This is a genomic window from Corynebacterium sp. UMB4614 (assembly GCF_030217065.1).
GTDB lineage: Bacteria > Actinomycetota > Actinomycetes > Mycobacteriales > Mycobacteriaceae > Corynebacterium.
In genome coordinates, this window is record NZ_JASONC010000006.1 from 88,460 (window position 1) to 108,868 (window position 20,409).

Below are 20,409 nucleotides of genomic sequence, written 5' to 3' on the forward strand. Positions count from 1 at the left end.
TTATGTTTTGCGGGTGCGCCCCAGCGTTGCCGGGGCAGACCTTCCCTAGCCCTCGAGGGCCAAAATATCCTCCAGGCGCTCCCGGCGAATCATCACCCGATCCTGGCCATCCGCCACGGTAATCACCGGCGGGCGCAGGAACATGTTGTAGCGGGAGGACATCGAGTAGCAGTACGCCCCCGTCGCCGCGATGGCCAACAGGTCGCCCGGCGCGACGTCGTCGGGAACCGGGACATCGTTGATCAGAATGTCGCCGGACTCGCAGTGGGAGCCGACGATGCGGGTCGGGACCAGCGTGCCGGCGACCTCGCGATTGACCACCCGGACGTCGTACTCCGCCTGGTAGAGGGCCGGACGGATGTTGTCGCTCATCCCGCCGTCGACGGAGACGTACCGGCGCACAGTGTGGTCGCTGGTCTCGACGTCCTTGACGGTGCCGACCCGGTAAATGGTCACCATGGCCGGGCCAGCGATCGCGCGCCCCGGCTCGACGTTGACGATCGGGGTCGGAACACCGACCTCCTCGGCCACCTCGGCGACCTTCGCGAGCAGGTTGCGTGCCACGGGGGCCACGTCAAGCGCCTCCTGGTCCGGGGTATACGCGATGCCATAGCCGCCGCCCAGGTCGAGGACGTTGAAATCCGCCCCCGTGGCTTCGTGGGATAGCAGCTGCTTCCACAGGCCCAGCAGGCGCTCGGCGGCGAGCACGAAGCCGTCGGCGTCGAAAACCTGGGATCCGACGTGGCAGTGCAGGCCACGTAGGACCAGGCCATCGGTGGCGAGGCACTCCTCCGCTGCCTGCTTAGCCTTGCCAGAGGCCAGGGAGAAGCCGAACTTCTGATCCTCGTGGGAGGTCGCGATGAACTCGTGGGTATCGACGTGCACGCCCGGAGTCACGCGCACCAGGACGTCCTGGGTGGTGCCCAGGTCGCGGGCCACGCGGGAGAGCTCGGCGATCTCCTGGAGCGAGTCGATGACGATGAGCTCCACGCCCGCTTCGACGGCGGCACGGAGGAACTCTTCATTCTTGTTGTTGCCGTGCACCGTGATGCGCTCGGCCGGGAAGTCGGCATGCAGGGCGATACGCAGCTCACCGAGGCTCGCGACGTCCAGGCTCAGCCCCTCCTCGGCCACCCAGCGGCACACGGCCGTGGAGATGAAGGCCTTGGAGGCGTAATGCACGCGCTCTCCCCCGCCGAAGGCCTCAGCCATCTCCCGGCAGCGGGAGCGGAAGTCGGCCTCGTCCATGACGAAGCTCGGGGTGCCGTGTGTGGCGGCGAGCTCGGGCAGGCTCACGCCGCCGATCGCCACCTCCCCGTTCTCTGCCCGGCGCGTGGTGCGTGGGAAGACGTGAGCCGGGATGAGGTTGAATTCCTCGGTGGTGGCGGTGCGCCGGCGTAGTGGTGTGGGTTGTTGTGCTGTGACCGGATCCATGCGGGTGTAGCCTTACATCCTTTCTGGTGCGGACACGCCGACCAGGCTCAGTGCGTTCTCCAGTACCTGGCGGGTGGCGGCGGCCAGGGCCAGGCGGGCGTAGAAGATCGGGGCTGCGTCCGCACCGGTCGGCTCGTCGGCCTTCGGCAGCACCTGGCAGGCGTCGTAGAAGCGGTGGAAATCCCCGGCCAGCTTCTCCGCGTAGTGGGCGATGCGGTGCGGTTCGCGCAGCTCAGCGGCCGTGCGGACCACCTTCGGGAACTCGCCCAGGGAACGGATCAGCGTGCCCTCGCGGTCGTGGGTCAGCAGCGAGAGATCGGCGCCGCCAAAGTCCACGCCCTGTTCGTCTGCCTTGCGCTGCAGGGAGCACAGGCGGGCGTGGGCGTACTGGACGTAGAACACCGGGTTCTCGTTGCTCTGGGAGGCCCACAGGTCCATGTCGATGTCCAGGGAGGAGTCCACCGAGGAGCGGATCAGCGCGTAGCGTGCCGCGTCCACGCCGATGGCCTCGACCAGGTCGTCGAGGGTGATGATGGTGCCGGCGCGCTTGGACATACGCACGGCCTCGCCGTCGCGGACGAGGTTGACCATCTGGCCGATCATGACCTCCACCTGCTTCGGGTCGTACCCCAGTGCCGCTGCGGCGGCCTGCAGGCGTGCGATGTAGCCGTGGTGGTCCGCGCCCAGCATGTAGATGCACAGGTCGTGGCCGCGGTTGATCTTGTCCGCGATGTAGGCGATGTCGCCGGCGATGTAGGCGGCATTGCCGTCGGACTTGATGACGACGCGGTCCTTGTCGTCGCCGAAGTCGCTGGAGCGCAGCCACCAGGCACCGTCGGCTTCGTAGAGGTTGCCGTTGGACTTCAGCTCCTCGATGGCCTTGTCCACCGCGCCGGATTCGAACAGGGAGTTCTCGTGGAAGAAGACGTCGAACTCGGTGCCGAACTGCTTCAGCGTGGTCTTGATGTGGTCGAACATCAGCTCCACGCCCTGGGCGCGGAAGAGCTCCTGGGCATCCGCGTCGGAGAGCTCGCCCCAGGTCGGGTTCGCTTCGGCGACCTGGGCGGCGATGTCCTGGATGTACTGGCCACCGTAGCCGTCCTCCGGGGTGGGCTCGTTGCGCGCGGCGGCGAGCAGGGACTTCGCGAAGCGGTCGATCTGGCCGCCGTGGTCATTGAAGTAGTACTCGCGGGTCACCTCGCCACCCTGGGCGGCCAGCAGGCGGCCAAGAGAGTCGCCGACGGCGGCCCAACGGGTACCACCCAGGTGAATCGGACCGGTGGGGTTAGCAGAGACGAATTCCAGGTTGATCTTCGTGCCCTTGTAGGCATCTCCGCGGCCGAAGTCCTGGCCAGCGGCGAGAATGTTCTCCACGATCTTGCCCTGCGCGGCAGCGGCCAGGCGAATGTTGATGAATCCAGGGCCGGCGACGCTGGCCTCGTCGATCTCCGGGCTGGCGGCCAGCTTCTCAGCGAGCCACGTGCCCAGCTCGCGGGGGTTGGTTCCCGCCTTCTTGGCGGTCTGCATAGCGACGTTGGTGGCGTAGTCGCCATGCTCTGGGTTGCGCGGGCGCTCGACCGTCGGGTTATCGGGGACGACGGAGGCGTCCAGGCCACGCTCGGTGAGGACCTCGCGGGCGATGCGTGCAATGAATTCGGAAAGTTCTGCTGGAGTCACGCCTAAAGACTTTATCAGCACGTAATGCGGGTTCGTCGCCCCCATCCGTCTGCGCGGGGCGCGCTGGCCGGTGGGGTGTTTTTGCCTCCCCTTGCACCCAGGGTGCTAGACTACCGATCTGATGCCTCCGTAGCTCAGGGGATAGAGCACTGGTTTCCGGTACCAGCGGTCGGACGTTCGAATCGTCTCGGGGGCACGTTTTATTGCCCGGGTGGCGGCGCACACAGTGCGCCCCACCTGGGCTTTTCATGCCGCAGGGGCTATTCCCCGCCGCGGCGCAGCTGAACCATGTCCACCTGCTTGGCGCCCACCACGCGGGAGAAGCGCTGCGCATCGCAGGTCAGCACGATGATCTGGTGCTGCTCGCCCAGTTGGGAGAGCACCACGTTCATGTCCCTGCTGCGCTGCGGGTCGCTGTAACCGAGGCTGTCGTCGATAATGATCGGCACTCCCCCGCCCCGGGCCACCAGCGATGCCACCGCGAGACGGGAAAGCAGATTGATCTGCTCCCTCGCGCCACCAGACAGGGAGGACACGTCGAGGGCCACGCCGTCGTCAATGCGGCGGCTGACCTGCAGGTCCTCGTCGAATTCGAACTGGACGCCCGGACCGTAGATGGTGCGAGCAAGGACGTGGAAGGCCTCGGACAGCGGGCGGGAGTAGCGACCCCGTAGCTCGGCACGAGCCTCATTCATCGTCTCCCACAGAAGCTGGGCGGCCTCCGCTCGGGCAGTGACGGCAGCTAGGGCGCGGGCGGCCCGTTCCGCCTCGGCTGCCGCTTCACGCTTGGCCTCCGCAGCGCCTTCGCGGCCGGCCAACTCGGTGCGCAGGCGGACGAGCTCCTGGCCGCGTTGCGTGGCGTTTTTCTGCAGCACCCCGAGGCCCGCCTTCTCACCGTTAAGGAGGCCCTCAAGCTGCTCGGCGGTGGCGGCGGACTCGTATTTCTCCTTCTCCTTATCCCGAATCGCGGCAGCCTCCACCAACGCGCTGTTCTGCACGGCGACGGCCTCCGCCAGCTGCTCGTCGCTGGCCTCTTCGCGCTGCTGCGCCAACTCGTCTTCTGCGGCCGCGAGCTGCTGCGCCTGCTGCGTAGCATTGAGTTCTGCCAGCTTGTGCTCCTGGAGGATCTGCGAGTGCTCCGTCGCATCCTTGGCCTGCTGAGCTGCGGTGTACCGCGCCTCGCTGCGCTCGAGGAACAGTTGTGCTGTTTCCAGATCGACCACGAGCCCCGCAAGCTCGCCGTTGTGCCCTGGGGCCTGCTCCCCCGCAGTCCGGGCCTCAGCGACCTGCGGCTCTGTGTCCTCCGTCGCTTCTCGCGACGAGTCCCGCGTTAACTGGGCGAGCTGTTCTTCCAGCTCGGGTTCAAGGCCGAATTCCTCGGCCCGCTCTGCATTCCCGCCCAGCTCCCGCCAGATATTGGCCGCGGCGCGGGCCCGGTCGGATAGCTTCTCACCTGCGGCGACCAGCTCCCGGCTGGACTGCTCCACACTGAACTGCAGGTCCTGGGAGCTGACGCCCCCGGTGATCCCGCGCAGCTCCAGCTGTGCCTCGTCGTGATCGTTTTCCAGGGCGCGCCGTTGCTGGGCCAGCCGGTGAGCGGCCTCCGTGTCCCCGTCCTCGATGCCGAGGGCCTTCGATACCTGGGCGACCTGCTCCCGAGCACGGCTCACCGCAGTCTCCGTCTCGCTGGTGTCGCGGGCCGGAGTGACCGCAACGCGGTAGTCCCCGAGTGCGAACTGACGCGGGGAGCTCACCAGGGTGCGGTACCCCTCCGCCGTGAGTTCGACATCCTCCTCGCCGTCGCGCACCGTGCCAGCGGGACCGGTGATCTTCACCTCGGTGGCGATTGCCTCCTGCTGCGCGGTGGCCACGGCAAGCTGGGTGTTGGCGCTACTCAGCGCGTCCAGGGCCTGCTGGGTCGCCGGATTCTCCGCGAGCTTATTCTCAAGCTTCCGCAGCCTCTCCACCGTCTTTTCTGCCTCCGCTGCGCGCTCGGCGACGTTCTTGTGGCTCTTCTCCGCCTCGCGATATTCGGCGCCCGCCTGCGCCCACGCAACGTAGCCTCGTGCGAATCGCTGCTGCTCGGCAGCGCTGGAGTATTCCGCTTTCAGCTTCTGCTGTTCTTCCTCAGCCTTGGCCGCCTTCGTTGCGAGCTCATCGCGCCGCTCTTGTTCCTTCTCGAGCTCGGCTCGCTTGACCGCCACCGCATCAACCTGCTTCTTCCGCGCGTCATGGCGGTACTTCGCTAGATCGAGCGCCTGGTGCGCGTTCTTGACTTCGCGTTCGAAGCCCCGGAGCTTTTCCTGTGCCGCCCGGGCGGTCTGCAATTGTTCCTCGAGTTCCTCGACGGCCCGCTTCGCCTCGGGCAGCTCCGCCGCAGCCTGGCGCTCTTCCTCTTCCAGTTCCGTGATCGCCCGGATCTGCCGCTGTGCTCCGTCATAGATGTCGGTGGCTTCTGCTAGGGCCTGTTCTGCGGCCTCGCGCTCGTCACGGGCCTTCTGCAGCTCACCATTCTTCTTCACAGCCCCCTTGGCGGTGAAATAGCGATCGTATTCCTTCTCGATCGCCGCGAGCAGTTCCGCGGCCGTGGCGTCCACCTCGTGGCCGGTATCGGCCTCCGCGCTCTGGTCACTCTGTGCCGCCAGAACGGTGCTGAGGGATTGGATTCGGCCAGCGGAGAAAGCCTCCAGGCTCGCGCCCTGCTCCACTGTCAGCGCATCCAACAGGGTGCGATCCACCGTCTCGTTGAGGATCTCCGCGAAACGTTCCTCGGCCTCCCGGTCCACCAGGTTCTCCACAGCGGGCGCAGAGACATCGAGTGTGGCCGCGTGTCGGCCGGTGCCGAAGCTCTTCTCGATCCGCAGCCGGTACGCCCCGATGCTCATCTCCGCGGCGACCGTGGGCTTGCCATTGCTGCCCACCGGCTTGAGCGCCATGACCTCCTGCTTGCGGGTCTTGGTGTTCACGCTCGTGTTGAGCAGGAGCTTCATGGCCGTGAGCAGGGTCGATTTTCCGGATTCGTTGCGCCCGTGCACCACGGTGACCCCGGAATCCGCCAGGTCGAGGTCGACGTGCGGCACTCCCGCGAAGTCGTCCAAGGTCAGGCGGTGGATGGCCAGGCCGGCCCCGGTGTTGTGCTGCTGTGAGTTTGTCATTGTCCTCGTCACCTAGCTTTCCTTGGCCTGCACGCTGGCGGCCAAGCGGTAAAGGAGCTTCAGGGCATCCGTGGCTTGACCTCGAGTTCCTTGGGCCTGACGCTGATCCTCAGCGAGTGCGAGCAGCTTCTCCATCGCGATTTCTGGGTAGCCCCGCAGCTGGAGGGCCCCACGCAGCTCTGACAGTTCCGGGGACACGTGCAGATCCATCAGCCGGGTGCGCTCGTAGAGCGCGGCGAAGCGAGGGCGCTGCTCGGCCAGCGCGGTCTCCAACCGGATGTCTGTCATCAGGTCGATGCTCCCCCGCAGCGCGTACTTGACCACGGTCGATCGCGGCTGCGGCAGGCTGGCCAGCTTCGCCAGGAAGTCCTCGGCCTCCTCTGAGGAGTTGATGTCCTCCGTCATCGCCAGGAAACGCCACTGGCCGATCTCAACCTGCTCCACTGCAACGGTCGCGGGCGCAGCCGGGTTCTCCGAGTCGATGCCGACCTCCACGACCAGCGCCTTACCCGAGTTGGACTCGCCACCGCCGTCGGGCTCCTTGAAGTCGGTGACCTCCGGAGCGCCGGAGTACCACACCACGCCACGGTCATCGAGGGGCATCGCGGAGTGCGTGTCCCCCAGGGCCACGTAGTCGACGACGCGCTGCCGGGCGAGCTCGCTGAGCCGGGCGACGTCGATCACCGACGGATCCGCGACACTGTCCCGCGACTCCGTGTGCCCGTGGCCCACCGCGATGCGGATTGTATTCTCTGCCGGCGACAGGTCTGCAAGCGCCCGGTACACCAGATCCTCGCTGGCCACCTTGCTCAGCAGCGGCGCGCCGATGATCTCCACCCCCTCGCGCAGTGGCCTTGGGGTCGAGTCCCGCAGGACAGTCACCTTCCCGCCATTTTCTGGGAACAGCTGCTGCAGGCTCGGCTGATGGTAAATGCTCGCCGGGTTGAGCGGATCGTGGTTGCCGGGCAGCAGGTAGATCGGAACCGGGGCGTTGCGCAGGACATCAAGGATCCGCGTCCAGGTCTTTTCCGCCAGGAGGTTGTCGTCGAAAACATCCCCGGCGACGACGATGGCCTCACACTTCCGGTCGGCAGCCACCGCGAAGAGCTTCTCCACGGCTGCCAGCCGCGCCTCGTCGAAGAGCCGCTGGTTATCCTCGCCGAGGAAGCGCCGCCCCATCCCGATCTGCCAATCGGAGGTGTGCAGGAAGCGCACCGAGTGCGCACCCACACCACCTTCGGTTGGCCGGGAAGACGCCGTTGTCAGCTGTGCATCGCTCATGTTCTTCACCTTGTCACTTCATCCTCGTGCCCGTCACCGGGCGGGCCCACGGGGTGGGGTCGAAACACCCGGAGTCATCGGTGATCATCTCCAGGCACAATTCCAGTTCGTGCATCGTTTGCAGTTGATCAACGCTGGTCCAGCTCAGGCTGCGCAGCGCCCGCATCAGGGCATCGCGATCCCCGAGCTCCAGCCCGCTTTCCACGGGCGGCGCCGACCAGCTCACCCGGCGTTCCTCCGAGCCCCAGAACTCCGCCTGGTCGAGCACCTCCGGGGCCTGTTGGGCGGAGCTTCCCGAGTTCGGCTGGGTTGAGCTGCTCTCCTGCTCCCCGGCGTGGCTGAGCTGGACGCTGCGCAGCGCCTCGGCTGCTTCGACCCCACGCCACTGCAGGATGGCTGCGGGATCGTGGTTAAAGGTATCCGCCAGCTGATAGGCCACGGCGACCGCGTGTTTACACACCGGCGCCCCATCCGGGCACGTGCAGCCCTCGAAGCGGATCTGATCGGGCCGCAGCAGCATCGCGGCGAGATCCGTCGGGGGCGCATCTCCGCGGATGATGGTGCGCAGGAGCGCTGGGTCGGCGGCGACCTCCGCGGCGATGAAGTCCCTTCTCTTCGCACTCAGCGCCGCCACCTTGATCACCACCTCAAAGGGCTGTGGTTGGGTGCCGGCGACTAACGCCACCACCGTGTTGGTGCTCAGCTCCATGCTCTGGACGTGGCCGCCCCAGTGATAATCCCGGCCTCGCTCCAGCCGACCGCGGTCGGTGGCGCCAGCGACGGCTTCCAGCAGCTGCGCCCCGGCCCAGCTTTCTGGGCCTAGCGGATCGGCAGGAATGGGAATCGACGGGCGCGGGGTGACTGCCTCCGCACGGCGGCGGGCCCCGAAATCCGCGAGGATGACGTTGCCTTCCCAGGTGGTCCGAGGAGTGTTCTTCCTACTCATCTGCTGCCTCCTTCCGACTGGTTATCCGCTCCGGGAACCTTGGTAGCCACAGATGTAGCATCCGCAGCAGACACGTCCGAGGACTCTCGTAGCTGCCAGAGCTCGGCCAGGTCCTCGTCGCTCAGGCTCGCGATCCAGCCTTCGCCTTCACCCACAACGGCTCCCGCGAGGTCCCGCTTGCCGGTGATGATCTCATGGATGCGTTCGTCGAGGGTGCCCGCCGAGACAAATTTATACACATCGACGTCACGTTCCTGACCGATGCGATAGGCGCGGTCCGTCGCCTGATCCTCCACCGCCGGATTCCACCAGCGGTCGATGTGAATCACCACGGAAGCCCTGGTCAGGGTGATTCCAGTACCTCCGGCGCGCACCGAAAGCAGCATGACCCCCGGACCGGTATCGCGCTGGAACTGCTCCACCAGCTCCGTGCGCCGCGACCTGCTCACTGAACCGTCGAGTTGGAGGACGGGCATCCCGTACTCGGCCTCGATCGCGGGTGCCAGCATCCGACCAAAGGAGGGGAACTGCGTGAATAGAAGCACCTTCTTGCCCTCCGCCACGGCCTGGCCGATGAGCTCGAAAATCCTTTCGATCTTCGGCGAGCGGTGCTTCCCGCCACGCAGGATCCCCGAGCCATCTCCCGCGAAGTGCGCGGGGTGGTTGCAGATCTGCTTGATCTTGACCAAGGAGGCCAGGATCAGGCCACGGCGGCTGGCAGATCCCTGCTCCAGGGCCTCCTCGACCTGCGCGATATAGGCCTGGTAGAGGCTTGCCTGTTCGGCGGACAGTGGCACGGTTTCCACGTGTTCCCGCTTTTCGGGCAGCGCCACCCCCACTGCAGGGTCTGTTTTGAGACGCCGGAGGATGAAAGGCTCCACGATCCGCTTGAGACGTTCGGTTGCGCCGACGTCCTGATAACGCTCGATGGGGATAGCAAGGCGGTTCTGGAACGCGGCGGCCGAGCCCAGAATCCCGGGATTCGCGAAGTCCATGAGGGCATAGAGGTCGGAGAGCCGGTTTTCGACCGGCGTGCCCGTGAGCGCAATGTGGTGATTGGCGGGGATCCCGCGCACGGCCTGGGACTGCTTCGTCGCGGGATTCTTGATGTTCTGCGCTTCGTCGGCGACCACGCGGCGCCACCGAATCTTCTGATAGCGCTCCGGGTTGCGGGCGACCGTCCCGTAGCTGGTGACGACGAGGTCCGCCTGCCGGGCATGCTCCGGGAACTCGGCGTCGGTCACCTTCCCTGCCCCGTGATCCACCAGCACGGAGAAGCCGTGGATGTGACGGGTGGCCTCCGATTGCCAGGCGGCCAACACCGAGGTTGGCGCAACCACGAGGGTAGGTCCCGTGACCTCCGGACCTGCTCCCTCCTCCGATGCATTCTCTTTTTCCCAGGCCAGCAGGGCCAGCACCTGCAGGGTCTTCCCCAGCCCCATGTCATCGGCAAGGATCGCCCCCAGGCCGTGCTCCGCCATCCACGCCAACCAGTTCACACCGCGGCGCTGGTGTTCGCGCAATTCGGTCAGCACCGTCGCGGGCAGCTCCACCTGCCGGGCGGGCGCGACCACGTTCTCGCGGTCGAAGAGCTGGCGCACCCAGCCGTCCATATCCACCCGGATGTTGTGGTCCGGGTCATCGCCCCCGTGAGCCTCGGCGGTGGCCTCCGCCTCCAGCAGCTCCGCCAGCGTGACCTCGCTGAGCTCCGCCGCGTCCTTCTCCGCCGCGTCTGTGAGCGCGCTGAGCCACCCTCGGGCCTTGCTCAGCGAGCTCTTGTCCAGGAAGACAAACTGCCCGTTGACCTGCACGATCTGGTGGGCAGAGCTGATGAGTTCCAGCTTGTCAGACTCCCCAACCGGGGTGCCGTCCACCGAGAGGTTCCATTCGAAGTCCAGGAGCTGGTCCATCCCGAGCTTCCCGGAACCCGGCCCGGAGCCCACCGCCTGAAACTTGGCCCCCACCTGCGTGGTCTTCGGCGCCCAAGCCCGTGGGATCATGACGGGAAAACCCGCCTCCTGCAGCCGACTAGCCTTGGTGTCCAGCAAATCCGCCACGTCGTCGAGGTCCACGCTGAACGCCAGCTGGCGGTCGAGGGCGGGGTCCCCGGTATAGGCAGCTTCCGGTGGGACCCAGCGGCCCACGGTTGCCCACCGGTCGACGGGGCCTAGGTGCCTGCCCAAGCGCGGCCATACCTTCGCCGCCTGGTGTAGCCGCTGCTGGATCTTGCGCGCCTGCTCATTGCCGGCGGTCGTGGTGTTGACCGGTTCGGCGGGTGCCCCGTCCACCGACAGCCCCACCTCCAGCCGCCAGGTGAATTGCTTCGCCGCATCATCGGCTGCCTGCTCCTGCTCGCGTTCCCGGTTGGCGGTGGAGCGGTCTTCCGCCAGGGACGACGACGCCACCGGCTCCCCAAGCTCCCGGGCATCAGCCGGATCCGTGAGCCGGAAGACCAGCTGGGTGGCTGCATCCCTAGCGCTGCTGCGCCACTCGTTGAGCGCGCTCACCGTTGCGGGCCCCGCCTTCGCGGTGGCCCGCCCGGCGAGGAGGTCGGTGACCAGCGGGCTGTGCAGCTCCTCGTAGTCCGGCGGCCGGGCGCGGTCGGTAACGAGGCTCACGGCCATCCAATGCGCCCAGTCGTCGGCAGCATCCCCCACCACGTCCCCGTTGCCGTTGCGCGCCAGCACTCCGGGGAGTTGCGCCCGGAACTCATTGAGCACCGCGGAATGCTCCCCGGCGGTAGCCAGGGTGAAGCGAGGGTGCCACTGTTGATCCTGCCGCTCCATCCGAACCATGACCCGCCCTGCCTTCACGGTGGCTTCCACGTATTCGAATAGGTCGATGAGGAAGATCACCTCGGGGCCCAGGCCCTCGCGAACCTCGGGATCGGTGGCGATCCGGCGCAGCTGCTCCATCAGCGCGATGGATTGTTCTGGCACCCACGCCGCGGTGGGGATGGCGAGGGTGGTGGGCTTACCGCTCGGGGTGGAGACGAGCACCTGGCCTCGGGAGCGCAGCGGTTTAGCAGCCAGCACGGCGCGCAGCTCTGCGGGCCACTGCCCGTCGGGGATGTCCTCGGCGCGCATGACGATCTGGCGGCCGGCCACCTTTTCGGCCCACAGCTGCACGCCGCCCCCGGCCGGCACGAGCGCGTGCAGCAGAAAAGCAGATCCCATAGTTATAAGGGTCTACCATGCCCCGCGGACACACCGAATCGGCGCACGTAGACTGCCCATTTTCCTCTCATTAAAGCCCAGCAACACGGCATTCTTTCGGTCTTTTTTCAGGATTTTGGCAGAAAAGCGTTGAGAATTCTGGCATCATGGCCATGCTCAAGTTTTAAATATTGACTTCGACTAACCATTCGGCCGGCTCTTCATCGGCCCCGGGTGGTCTTTCAGGAAGTCTCGACCCTACAAAGAAAGAGACATTCTGTATGACAGACCAAGCATGGTTCGTCACAGCAATGGTGATCTATCTGATCGCCATGATGTTCATTGGACTCCTCGGTTATAAGCAGACCGACGAGTACGAGGACTACATACTGGGCGGCAGAAACCTTAACCCGTTCGTCGCAGCCCTGTCCGCTGGCGCCTCCGATATGTCCGGCTGGCTGCTGATGGGCCTTCCCGCCGCGATCTTCGTATCCGGCTTCTCTGAGCTCTGGGTGGCCATCGGCCTGCTGCTCGGTTGCGCACTCAACTGGTGGTTCACCGCACCACGCCTGCGCGCCTACACCGAGATCGCGGACAACTCCATCACCGTGCCGAGCTTCCTGGAGAACCGCTTCGAGGACAAGTCCCACGTGCTTCGCGTGGTCGCTGGCCTCGTGATCCTGCTGTTCTTCACCTTCTACGTGGCGTCCGGCATGGTCGCCGGTGGTCGCTACTTCGAGTCCACCTTTGACTCCTCTTACGCCGTCGGCATCGCCGTGATCGCCGGTGTGACCGTGATCTACACCTTCGTCGGTGGCTTCCTCGCTGTGTCCTACACGGACGCGGTGCAGGGCTGCATCATGTTCATCTCCCTGATCCTGGTGCCGATCTTCGCGGTTCTGCACATGGAGGACCCGAGCGCCATCTTCAGCTTCCAGACGGAGAACGCCTACGCTGCCTCCGGCCTGGAGCCGAACCCGAACTGGTTCTCCCTGGTCAACGGCGTGGGCTTCGTGACCATCATCTCTGGTCTGGCCTGGGGCCTGGGCTACTTCGGCCAGCCGCACATCATCGTGCGCTTCATGGCGCTGCGTACCCCGCGGTCTGCTCGCAAGGGCATGTTCTACGGCGTGACCTGGATGGGTCTGTCCATGATCGGTACCGTCTTCGTGGCGATCATCGGCCCGGCATTCTTCACCGAGAACCCGGACATCAAGATCGTCGACCAGATCAACTTCGAGACGATCTTCCTGGACATGGGCCAGATCCTGTTCCACCCGCTGATCGCTGGTCTGGTGCTCACCGCAGTGCTGGCGGCCATCATGTCCACGATTTCTTCCCAGCTGCTGGTGGTCTCCTCCGCACTGATCGAGGACATCTACAAGGGCCTGTTCAACAAGAACGCTTCCGATCGCCTGCTGCAGGTTCTTTCCCGCTTCGCAGTTCTCGTCGTCGCCCTGCTGGCGGTGTTCATCGCGGCCAAGCCGGATTCCGGCGTGCTGAGCCTGGTCGAGTTCGCGTGGGCCGGCTTCGGTTCCGCATTCGGCCCGGTCATCATCGCCTCCCTGTACTGGCGTCGCCTGAACGCCCCGGGCGCGATCGCCGGCCTGGCTGCCGGTGCGATCGTCAGCTTCCTGTGGGGCGGCCTGGCTAACTTCGGCATCGCCGATAAGCCGTTCGGCCTCTACGAGATGATCCCGGGCGTGCTGGCCAACGTGGTCTTCATGGTCGGCGTGACCCTGATGACCAAGGAGCCTTCCGCGAAGGTTCTGGATGAGTTCGACAAGTCCATCGAGCTGAGCAACAAGGCCGATCGCCTCACCGAGAAGGAGTTCGTGGAGGAGGCCGCTAAGTAGCCCCTCCCCTCCCTGCGGAAAATTTTTCCGCAACCTCGGGAACCAAACGTCGCCTCGCGTTGTCTAAGACAACATGGGGCGACGTTTCTTTTTCTCTCTAGTCTTTCTCTCCGCCGTGGCTGGTCTGTTGTTTTTCACGACGTCGGTTCCGGTGCCAACTGGTTGGTTGCCTGGGGGCCGCTCTGTGGATCAGCGCGCGCAGGAGTTGGCCCGCCGCGCGCTGGTTCAGGTGGAGGTCGTGCCCCAGCGAATCCGGGTGGTGGGCTACGACCGCACCCGGTTTCTGCAGGGCTGGTCGCACAGCATCGCGCCGGATGGCAGTTATTGCTCGACCCGTGAGCTGGTGCTGAACCTGAACTTCCCCACCGAACCCGCCAGCCCCTGCCCGCGGGCCACCGGCGAGGCATCCGATGAGTACTCCGCCGAACCGGTACGCCCGCAGGGCACGGATATCGACCACATTGTCCCACTCGCCGCGGCCTGGGATTTGGGGGCACACGCCTGGACAGCAGAGAAGCGTCATCGCTTCGCCAATGACTGGCACTACAACCTGGCGGTCACCGCCTCGGAGCTGAACCGGGAGAAGTCTGATGCGACGCTGGAGGCCTGGTTGCCGCCCAACCCTGCGGCCCGCTGCCCCTACGTGGCCCGCTACCTGGAGGTGGTGGCCCGCTACGGGCTGGCGATCACCGCCGGCGACGCTGCTACTGCCCGCGAGGCCTGCCAGCTGCCCCGCTGACGGGGGTTTTGTGACTAGTCACGAATTTTTTGACAGAGTGGTTCACATGGATCAATTTATTACTGCTCTCCACGTCATCGCTGCGATCCTCCTCATCGGACCGGTCGCGATCGCTACCTCGGCATTCGCACCTTCCCTGCGCGCCGCGCAGTCCGGCTCCGCCAAGGCGGTGGGCTCCGTGGCAACCCTGGCTGGCATGACCCGCCGCTACGGCTACATCTCCCTGCTGGTCCCCGTGCTGGGCCTGGTCGCCTTCATGACCGTGGACGGCGCAATGCAGAACTACGCCTTCCACGCCGCCATCCTCACCTCTCTGGCAGCCTGGCTGGTCCTGCTGCTGGCGGTGATCCCGCAGCAGCGTCGCGGCCTGATCTCCGTTGATGGCCTCGACGAATCCGACACCCCGGCGAGCGAGGACGAGCTCGCCGCCGTCCAGGGCGATGCGGCCAAGGGCCTGCCCGGCAAGGCTGCCATGTTCGGCGGCATCTTCAACCTGCTGTGGCTGATCACCGCGGTCCTGATGTTCGTCTAGTCCACGCATTTTCGCAGGCGCTCGCATGCAGCGCGCGAATGCCACATAGCCGTGGGAGTGAAACTCACTCCCACGGCTATTTCTCTATGCCTTGCTTTGGCCACCTAACCCAGCCGACCCCTACGAAAAATCCGGCTGACGTGGCCTCTTCCACGTCAGCCGGATTTACAGGTTTCGGCTAGTAGCGTCCCCCGCGGCGGTTATTACCGCGGCCGCCACGCCCCTCAAAACCGCGGTCGTCCCGGTGGCGGCCACCGCCACGGCGATCCCCATGGGAGTCTTCGAAGCGGTTGTGGTGCCCACGGCCGCGCCCACGCCCACCGCGGTCGCGGTCGCGGTCGAAGCGTCCGCCGCCCCGGCGCTCCCCCCGGCCCCGGTCGTCGCGGTAGCCACCGCGGCGACCATCGCGGTCGCGGCGGTTGCCACGGTGGGAGCCCGGGCGGCCCTTCGGGGCACCCGGGTCCGGCTCGATATTGATCAGCTGACCGGACACGCGGGTCTGGTCGAGGGCCTCAAAGACCTGCTTCGGCAGGTCCGCCGGCAGCTCCACCAGGGAGTGCTCGGAGAAGATGCTGATGCGGCCGAAGTCGCGGGAGTTCAGCCCGCCCTCGTTGGCCAGGGCACCCACGATTGCGCCCGGGCGCACGCGCTGGCGGTGGCCGACGGAGAGGCGGTAGACCTCCATCTCGTTGCCGTTGCGATCCGTGAACCGGGGGGCTGGCTTGTTGAAGCGCTCCTCGAAGGAGCGGTACGCCCCGCCACCACGGCGATCGGCATCGCCGTAACGGTCGTCGCTGCGGCGCTTGTGCTCGCGGCGCGGAGCCTCCTCCATGAGGAACTTCTCCCCGCCCTGGGCCCCGGCTGCCAATGCCGCAGCGATGTCCTCCAGGGTGACTCCGTTGTCCTCCGCGTAGGTGGTCACCAGCTCGCGGAACACGGAGACCTGCGGATCCTCGAGGTTCTTGGTCAGCTCGCGGTTGAACTTCGCCTTGCGGGCCTCGTTGACCTGGTCAACGCTCGGCAGCTCGATCTCGTTGAGGCGGGACTTCGTCGCGCGCTCGATGGACTTCAGCATCCGGCGCTCACGCGGGGTCACGAACAGCACGGCGCGGCCGGAACGCCCCGCGCGCCCCGTGCGGCCGATGCGGTGCACATAGGACTCGGTGTCACGCGGAATGTCGTAGTTGAACACGTGCGTGATGCGCTCGACGTCCAGGCCACGAGCGGCGACGTCGGTGGCGACCAGGATGTCCAGGCGACCGTCCTTGAGCTGGTCCACGGTGCGTTCGCGCTGCGCCTGGGCGATATCGCCGTTGATGGCGGCAGCCTCGTAGCCCAGGGCGCGCAGGCGCTCCGCAAGCTCCTCGGTGTCGTTCTTGGTGCGGACGAACATGATCATCGCGTCGAAGTCGGTGACCTCGAGGATGCGGGTCAGCGCGTCCAGCTTCTCGCGGTGGTGCACGATCAGGTAGTCCTGCTCGATATTCTCCGCGGTGCGCTGGGTGGACTTGACCGTCACTTCCTGCGGCTCGTTGAGGTAGCGCTTGGACAGGTGGCGGATCGCGGACGGCATCGTCGCCGAGAACAGCGCGACCTGCTTCTCCTCCGGGGTGTCCTCCAGGATGCGCTCCACGTCCTCCTGGAAGCCCATGTTCAGCATCTCGTCGGCCTCGTCGAGCACCATGAAGCGCAGCTCGGAGATGTCCAGGCTGCCCTTCTGCAGGTGATCGATCACGCGACCCGGGGTGCCGACGACGACGTGCGCGCCGCGGCGCAGGCCCGAGAGCTGCGCGCCATAAGGCTGGCCGCCGTAGATCGGCAGGATGTTGACCCCGCCCATCTTCCCCGCGAAGTCCTCGAAGGACTCCGCGACCTGCAGCGCCAGCTCACGGGTCGGTGCCAGCACCAGGGCCTGCGGCTTGCGGGACTTCAGGTTCAGCCGGGACAGGATCGGCAGCGCAAAGGCGGCGGTCTTACCGGTACCGGTCTGCGCGAGGCCGACCACGTCCTCCCCTGCCATCAGCAGCGGGATGGTCTGCTCCTGGATTGGGGACGGCGAGGTGAATCCGACGGCACGGACGGCGTCGAGCACCTCCGGCGACAGACCCAGGTCACCGAAACCGGCACCGTCGTCGTCCTTGTCTTCCTGCGCGTTGTCTGCCTGCTCGTCGTCCTTCGCGACGGCGACGTCCTGGATGGACGCGGTCGGGGTGGTGTCGTTGTCGTTGTTGTTTTCTACGGTTTCCGCCTGCTGATCGGCCACAGTGTCCTCTGGGTTCTCGTTCTTGTTCTTCTCGTTGTTGAGATTGTCGGTCTTCCCAGAATCTTCTGCGCCCTCGGCTACAGCGGAGCCACCGGCGGATTCCATCGCGGAATCTTCGGTGTTCTCCCCCAACACATCAGAGATATTCAGCGGCGCATCGTTGACCGGCGCCTGCTGGGCCTCTTCCTGCAGATTGTTCTGAGCTACCGAGTAATCGTTATCCACCGGCTTGTTGACGTCGCCGGAGACGCTATCAGTATCACTCATCGCACTTGACAGTACGCTCTGCGGCCAGCAAAAGCCATACCGCGCCACCCGGTGGAAGGCAGATCGCAGCCTGCTCCGATTGTGGCCATTGGCAGCGCCGACCCGAATCTTTCGCCCAGAGTGTGACGTGGCATACTACGGCTGATATCGATCTGACTTTCGCGGCTTGACGGAATCCGGAGGACAATCCCATGTCGCAACAACCAGCGCCCGAGGCCGCCACGGCGGGCGAATCCACGACTGACAGCCACCAGGGCGAGCTGCGGCGCGCGCTGCGCCACCGACACATCCACTTCATCGCGCTGGGTTCGGCCATCGGCACCGGGCTGTTCTACGGTTCCGCCGGCGCGATCGGCGCGGCGGGCCCCGGTGTCATCTTCGTCTACCTGCTCGGCGGCGCGATCGTGTACTTCATGCTGCGCGCCCTGGGCGAGATGTCCGTGGCCCACCCCGTCGCTGGCTCTTTCGCGGAATATTGCCGCCGCTACCTGGGCGGATGGGCCGGGTACATCACCGGCTGGATGTATGCCTTCGAGATGATCATCGTGTGCCTGGCCGACCTCACGGCCGTGGCGCTGTATATGAAGTTCTGGTTCCCGGAGACGGCCTCCTGGGTCTGGGTCGCGGTGGCGCTGATCATCGTGGGGGCGGCGAACCTCGCCTCCGCCCGCTGGTTCGGTGAGCTGGAGTTCTGGTTCACGACGATCAAGGTGACCGCGGTGGTCGCCATGATCCTCGGCGGTGCGGCCATCCTCGTGTTCAACGTGGACACCGGAGGCACCGTCGGCATCTCGAACCTGTGGAACGACGGCGGCCTGTTCCCGAACGGCGTCACCGGCGTGCTGTCCGCCCTCATTCTGGTGCTCTTCGCCTTCGGTGGCACGGAGATCATCGGCGTGACGGCCTCCGAGGCCGAGGACCCGGAGAAGACGATCCCGAAGGCCATCAACACGGTGCCGATGCGCATCCTGCTGTTCTACGTGCTCGCGATCTTCGTCATCGTCGCGGTGATTCCGTGGCGCGAGATCACCGGCGAGCAGTCCCCGTTCGTGCAGATCTTCAGCTCCCTGGGCATCGGCTGGGCCGCTGCCCTCCTGAACGTCGTGGTTCTCTCCGCGGCACTGTCCGCGATCAACTCGGATCTCTACGGCGCCGGCCGCGTGATTCACGGCATGGCTCGCCAGAAGCTCGCCCCGAAGATGTTCGCCAAGATCGACCCGCGCAATGGCGTGCCGGTCTCCACGATCAGTGCCCTGCTCATCGTGCTGGTCATCGGCATCGTATTGCAGCTGATCAACCCGACCGCTGAGCGCCTGTTCCAGGACATCGCCGCGCTGGCCACCTTCGCCACAATCTTCGTGTGGCTGATGATCCTCATCAGCCACCTGGCCTACCGCAAGCACCTGAACTCCGAGGACGTCGCCCACGCGCACTTCACGGTGCCGCTATGGCCGCTGGGTCAATACTTCGCAATCGCCATGATCCTGCTGACCTTCGGCACGATGTTCTGGATGTCGGATTTCCACTCCGCCCTCATCGCAGGCGTGGTGTTCACGGTGGCAATGTCCATCCGCTACTACTTCATCGACCGGAGGAACAAAGCCGAGGCCGCCGCAGCCTAATCCCCCCTGAAGCAATGAATCCCCGCAGAGTGCGGGGATTTTTGCGGATTATTACCCTGTTACCAGGCGGTAGCCCCAGAGTCGCCCCGCCCGGCACGGGGCTATTTTTCTGCCAGCAGCTCCGCGATAGCCCGGGCAGAACGCTGCCCGGAGCGGATAGCACCATCGATGGTTGAGGTCGCGGTGTGAGCGCCGGCGACCGCCACGCGCCCATCGAGCAGCTCGGCTGCCGGTTGGGCCTGGATCGCGTGATTGGGCCCGACCAGTGGCAGGGCGTCTGGGATGTCGTGGCGGGTGACCAACTCCAGGGCCTCGGGGCTGCAGTCGTAAATGCTGGCCACGTCACGGCGGACCTGCATTTCGGTGGGCAGATCGCGGGCCGCGTGAAAATCGCCGTTGCTGTGCGGCTGGGAGGTCGCTGCAGCAATCAGCTGGCTTCCCGGCGCGTAGGCCGGGGCCACAGATGTGACCTCGGCGGCCAGGTCGATGCACAGCTCACCACTGCCGTCCACGGTCACGAGCCTGTCGCTGTGCACCTCGTCGCTCACGGTGAACCACCAGGTACTCTGCCCGCGATGCTCGGGCACCGCAGTGCCGATCAGCTCGTGGGCCGCCTGCGCAGAGGTGGCCACGATCGCATGGGAGAAGCGCTCGGTCTTGCCGTTCACCGTGAGCTCCACCCCATTCGGTTGGACGTCCACCGCACTGACCTGGGAGTTCAGTTCGACGCGGACGCCGCCGAGGCGCCCCATCGTCGCCGCCAGGTCCCCCATTCCGCGCTCCGGCAGGGCCAGCGTGCCGCGCAACAGGGTGACGAACACCCACTTCGCGAACTCCGCGGAGGTTTCCCCGCCGTGGTCATAGAGGAAGGCGCGCAGGATTGGGTCGACCGCGTTCTGGCGGACCGGGCCGGTGATGCCGGCCTTGGTAAGCGACTCCGCGACCGGCTCGTCGCTGGCGTGCCCGAAGCGGCTGGGGCCACGCAGCTCCAGTGAGGAGCGGTGCATCAGCTCGCTGCGCAGCCAGTTGCGCATGCGCACGAGCTCACCCAGCCGTAGCGCGGAGCTGAATTCCGAGCGCAGCAGCTTCGGCACCATCGATGGCGCGCGAACGGGGTCGATGATCAGCGCGGAACCCGCACGCGTGACGGTGTTGATCCCCGGCTGGAAGTTCTTGATCTTGAGGGCGGAGTACTCCCCGGGGTTCAGGATCTCCTTGACCGCCGGGTACCAGGTATTGAAGAACTGCAGTCCCCGGTCCACGGTGATCTCGCCGTGCTGCTCCGAGCGCACCAGCCCGCCCACTCGGTCAGCGGCGTCGAAGAGGGTGCAGCGCGCCCCGGCCTGAGAGAGCGTGCGGGCCGCTGCAAGGCCGGCCATGCCGGCCCCAATGATGGCTACCTCGGTCACGTGCCCCTCCTGCGGTCCTCGCTCAACGCTGGGTGGCACAGCATGTGCCCGGCGCCGTGCCGGGGGCTGTGCC

12 protein-coding genes and 1 tRNA gene are annotated in these 20,409 nt (G+C 66.0%); 5 read left to right on the plus strand and 8 right to left on the minus strand.

Going from position 1 to position 20,409, the window contains the following annotated elements:
• Nucleotides 1-45: 45 nt before the first annotated feature.
• Both lysA and argS read right to left on the minus strand, forming a co-directional pair.
• Entirely contained in the window at nt 46-1,434 is a 1,389-nt protein-coding gene (lysA, locus tag QP413_RS04385; protein WP_284780786.1) for a diaminopimelate decarboxylase, read from the minus strand.
• A gap of 12 nt (nt 1,435-1,446) precedes the next feature.
• Nucleotides 1,447-3,111 (minus strand): arginine--tRNA ligase, encoded by a 1,665-nt coding sequence (gene argS / locus QP413_RS04390; protein WP_284780788.1) that lies wholly within the window; start codon nt 3,109-3,111, stop codon nt 1,447-1,449.
• Between the two features lie 123 nt (nt 3,112-3,234).
• Between argS and QP413_RS04395 the strand changes: the two genes are divergently transcribed.
• A tRNA-Arg gene (locus QP413_RS04395) sits at nt 3,235-3,307 on the plus strand.
• A 64-nt stretch (nt 3,308-3,371) separates the two neighbouring features.
• Here QP413_RS04395 and QP413_RS04400 read toward each other — a convergent pair.
• Genes QP413_RS04400 through QP413_RS04415 form a run of 4 tightly spaced genes read right to left on the minus strand, consistent with a single transcriptional unit; the run spans nt 3,372 to nt 11,669 of the window.
• A complete protein-coding gene (locus QP413_RS04400; RefSeq protein WP_284780789.1) occupies nt 3,372-6,266 on the minus strand; it encodes an AAA family ATPase in 2,895 nt (964 codons plus the stop codon).
• A gap of 12 nt (nt 6,267-6,278) precedes the next feature.
• A complete protein-coding gene (locus tag QP413_RS04405; RefSeq protein WP_284780790.1) occupies nt 6,279-7,547 on the minus strand; it encodes an exonuclease SbcCD subunit D in 1,269 nt (422 codons plus the stop codon).
• A 13-nt stretch (nt 7,548-7,560) separates the two neighbouring features.
• Nucleotides 7,561-8,493, minus strand: coding sequence for an SWIM zinc finger family protein (locus tag QP413_RS04410; protein ID WP_284780791.1), 933 nt, complete (start codon nt 8,491-8,493; stop codon nt 7,561-7,563).
• On the minus strand, nt 8,490-11,669 hold the full coding sequence (locus QP413_RS04415; RefSeq protein WP_284780793.1) for a DEAD/DEAH box helicase: 3,180 nt from the start codon (nt 11,667-11,669) through the stop codon (nt 8,490-8,492). Before QP413_RS04415 ends, QP413_RS04410 begins: the two co-directional genes overlap by 4 nt.
• Before the next feature lie 260 nt (nt 11,670-11,929).
• Between QP413_RS04415 and putP the strand changes: the two genes are divergently transcribed.
• The 3 genes from putP to QP413_RS04430 all read left to right on the plus strand — a co-directional run bounded on the left by putP (nt 11,930) and on the right by QP413_RS04430 (nt 14,775).
• Nucleotides 11,930-13,504, plus strand: coding sequence for a sodium/proline symporter PutP (putP, locus tag QP413_RS04420; RefSeq protein WP_284780794.1), 1,575 nt, complete (start codon nt 11,930-11,932; stop codon nt 13,502-13,504).
• A 184-nt stretch (nt 13,505-13,688) separates the two neighbouring features.
• Nucleotides 13,689-14,243 carry an HNH endonuclease family protein gene (locus QP413_RS04425; protein ID WP_284780796.1) on the plus strand — a complete coding sequence of 185 codons (555 nt, stop codon included), beginning with the start codon at nt 13,689-13,691 and terminating at the stop codon, nt 14,241-14,243.
• A 46-nt stretch (nt 14,244-14,289) separates the two neighbouring features.
• Complete coding sequence (locus tag QP413_RS04430; RefSeq protein WP_070759262.1) at nt 14,290-14,775, plus strand: hypothetical protein; 486 nt, start codon at nt 14,290-14,292, stop codon at nt 14,773-14,775.
• 178 nt (nt 14,776-14,953) lie between these two features.
• Here QP413_RS04430 and QP413_RS04435 read toward each other — a convergent pair whose 3' ends face one another.
• Entirely contained in the window at nt 14,954-17,305 is a 2,352-nt protein-coding gene (locus QP413_RS04435; RefSeq protein WP_284780797.1) for a DEAD/DEAH box helicase, read from the minus strand.
• 191 nt (nt 17,306-17,496) lie between these two features.
• Here QP413_RS04435 and QP413_RS04440 point away from each other — a divergent pair, with 191 nt between their 5' ends.
• Nucleotides 17,497-18,927 carry an amino acid permease gene (locus tag QP413_RS04440; protein WP_284780798.1) on the plus strand — a complete coding sequence of 477 codons (1,431 nt, stop codon included), beginning with the start codon at nt 17,497-17,499 and terminating at the stop codon, nt 18,925-18,927.
• 101 nt (nt 18,928-19,028) lie between these two features.
• Here the strand turns inward: QP413_RS04440 and QP413_RS04445 are convergent, their stop codons facing one another.
• Complete coding sequence (locus QP413_RS04445; protein WP_284780800.1) at nt 19,029-20,336, minus strand: FAD-dependent oxidoreductase; 1,308 nt, start codon at nt 20,334-20,336, stop codon at nt 19,029-19,031.
• Between the last annotated feature and the right edge of the window lie 73 nt (nt 20,337-20,409).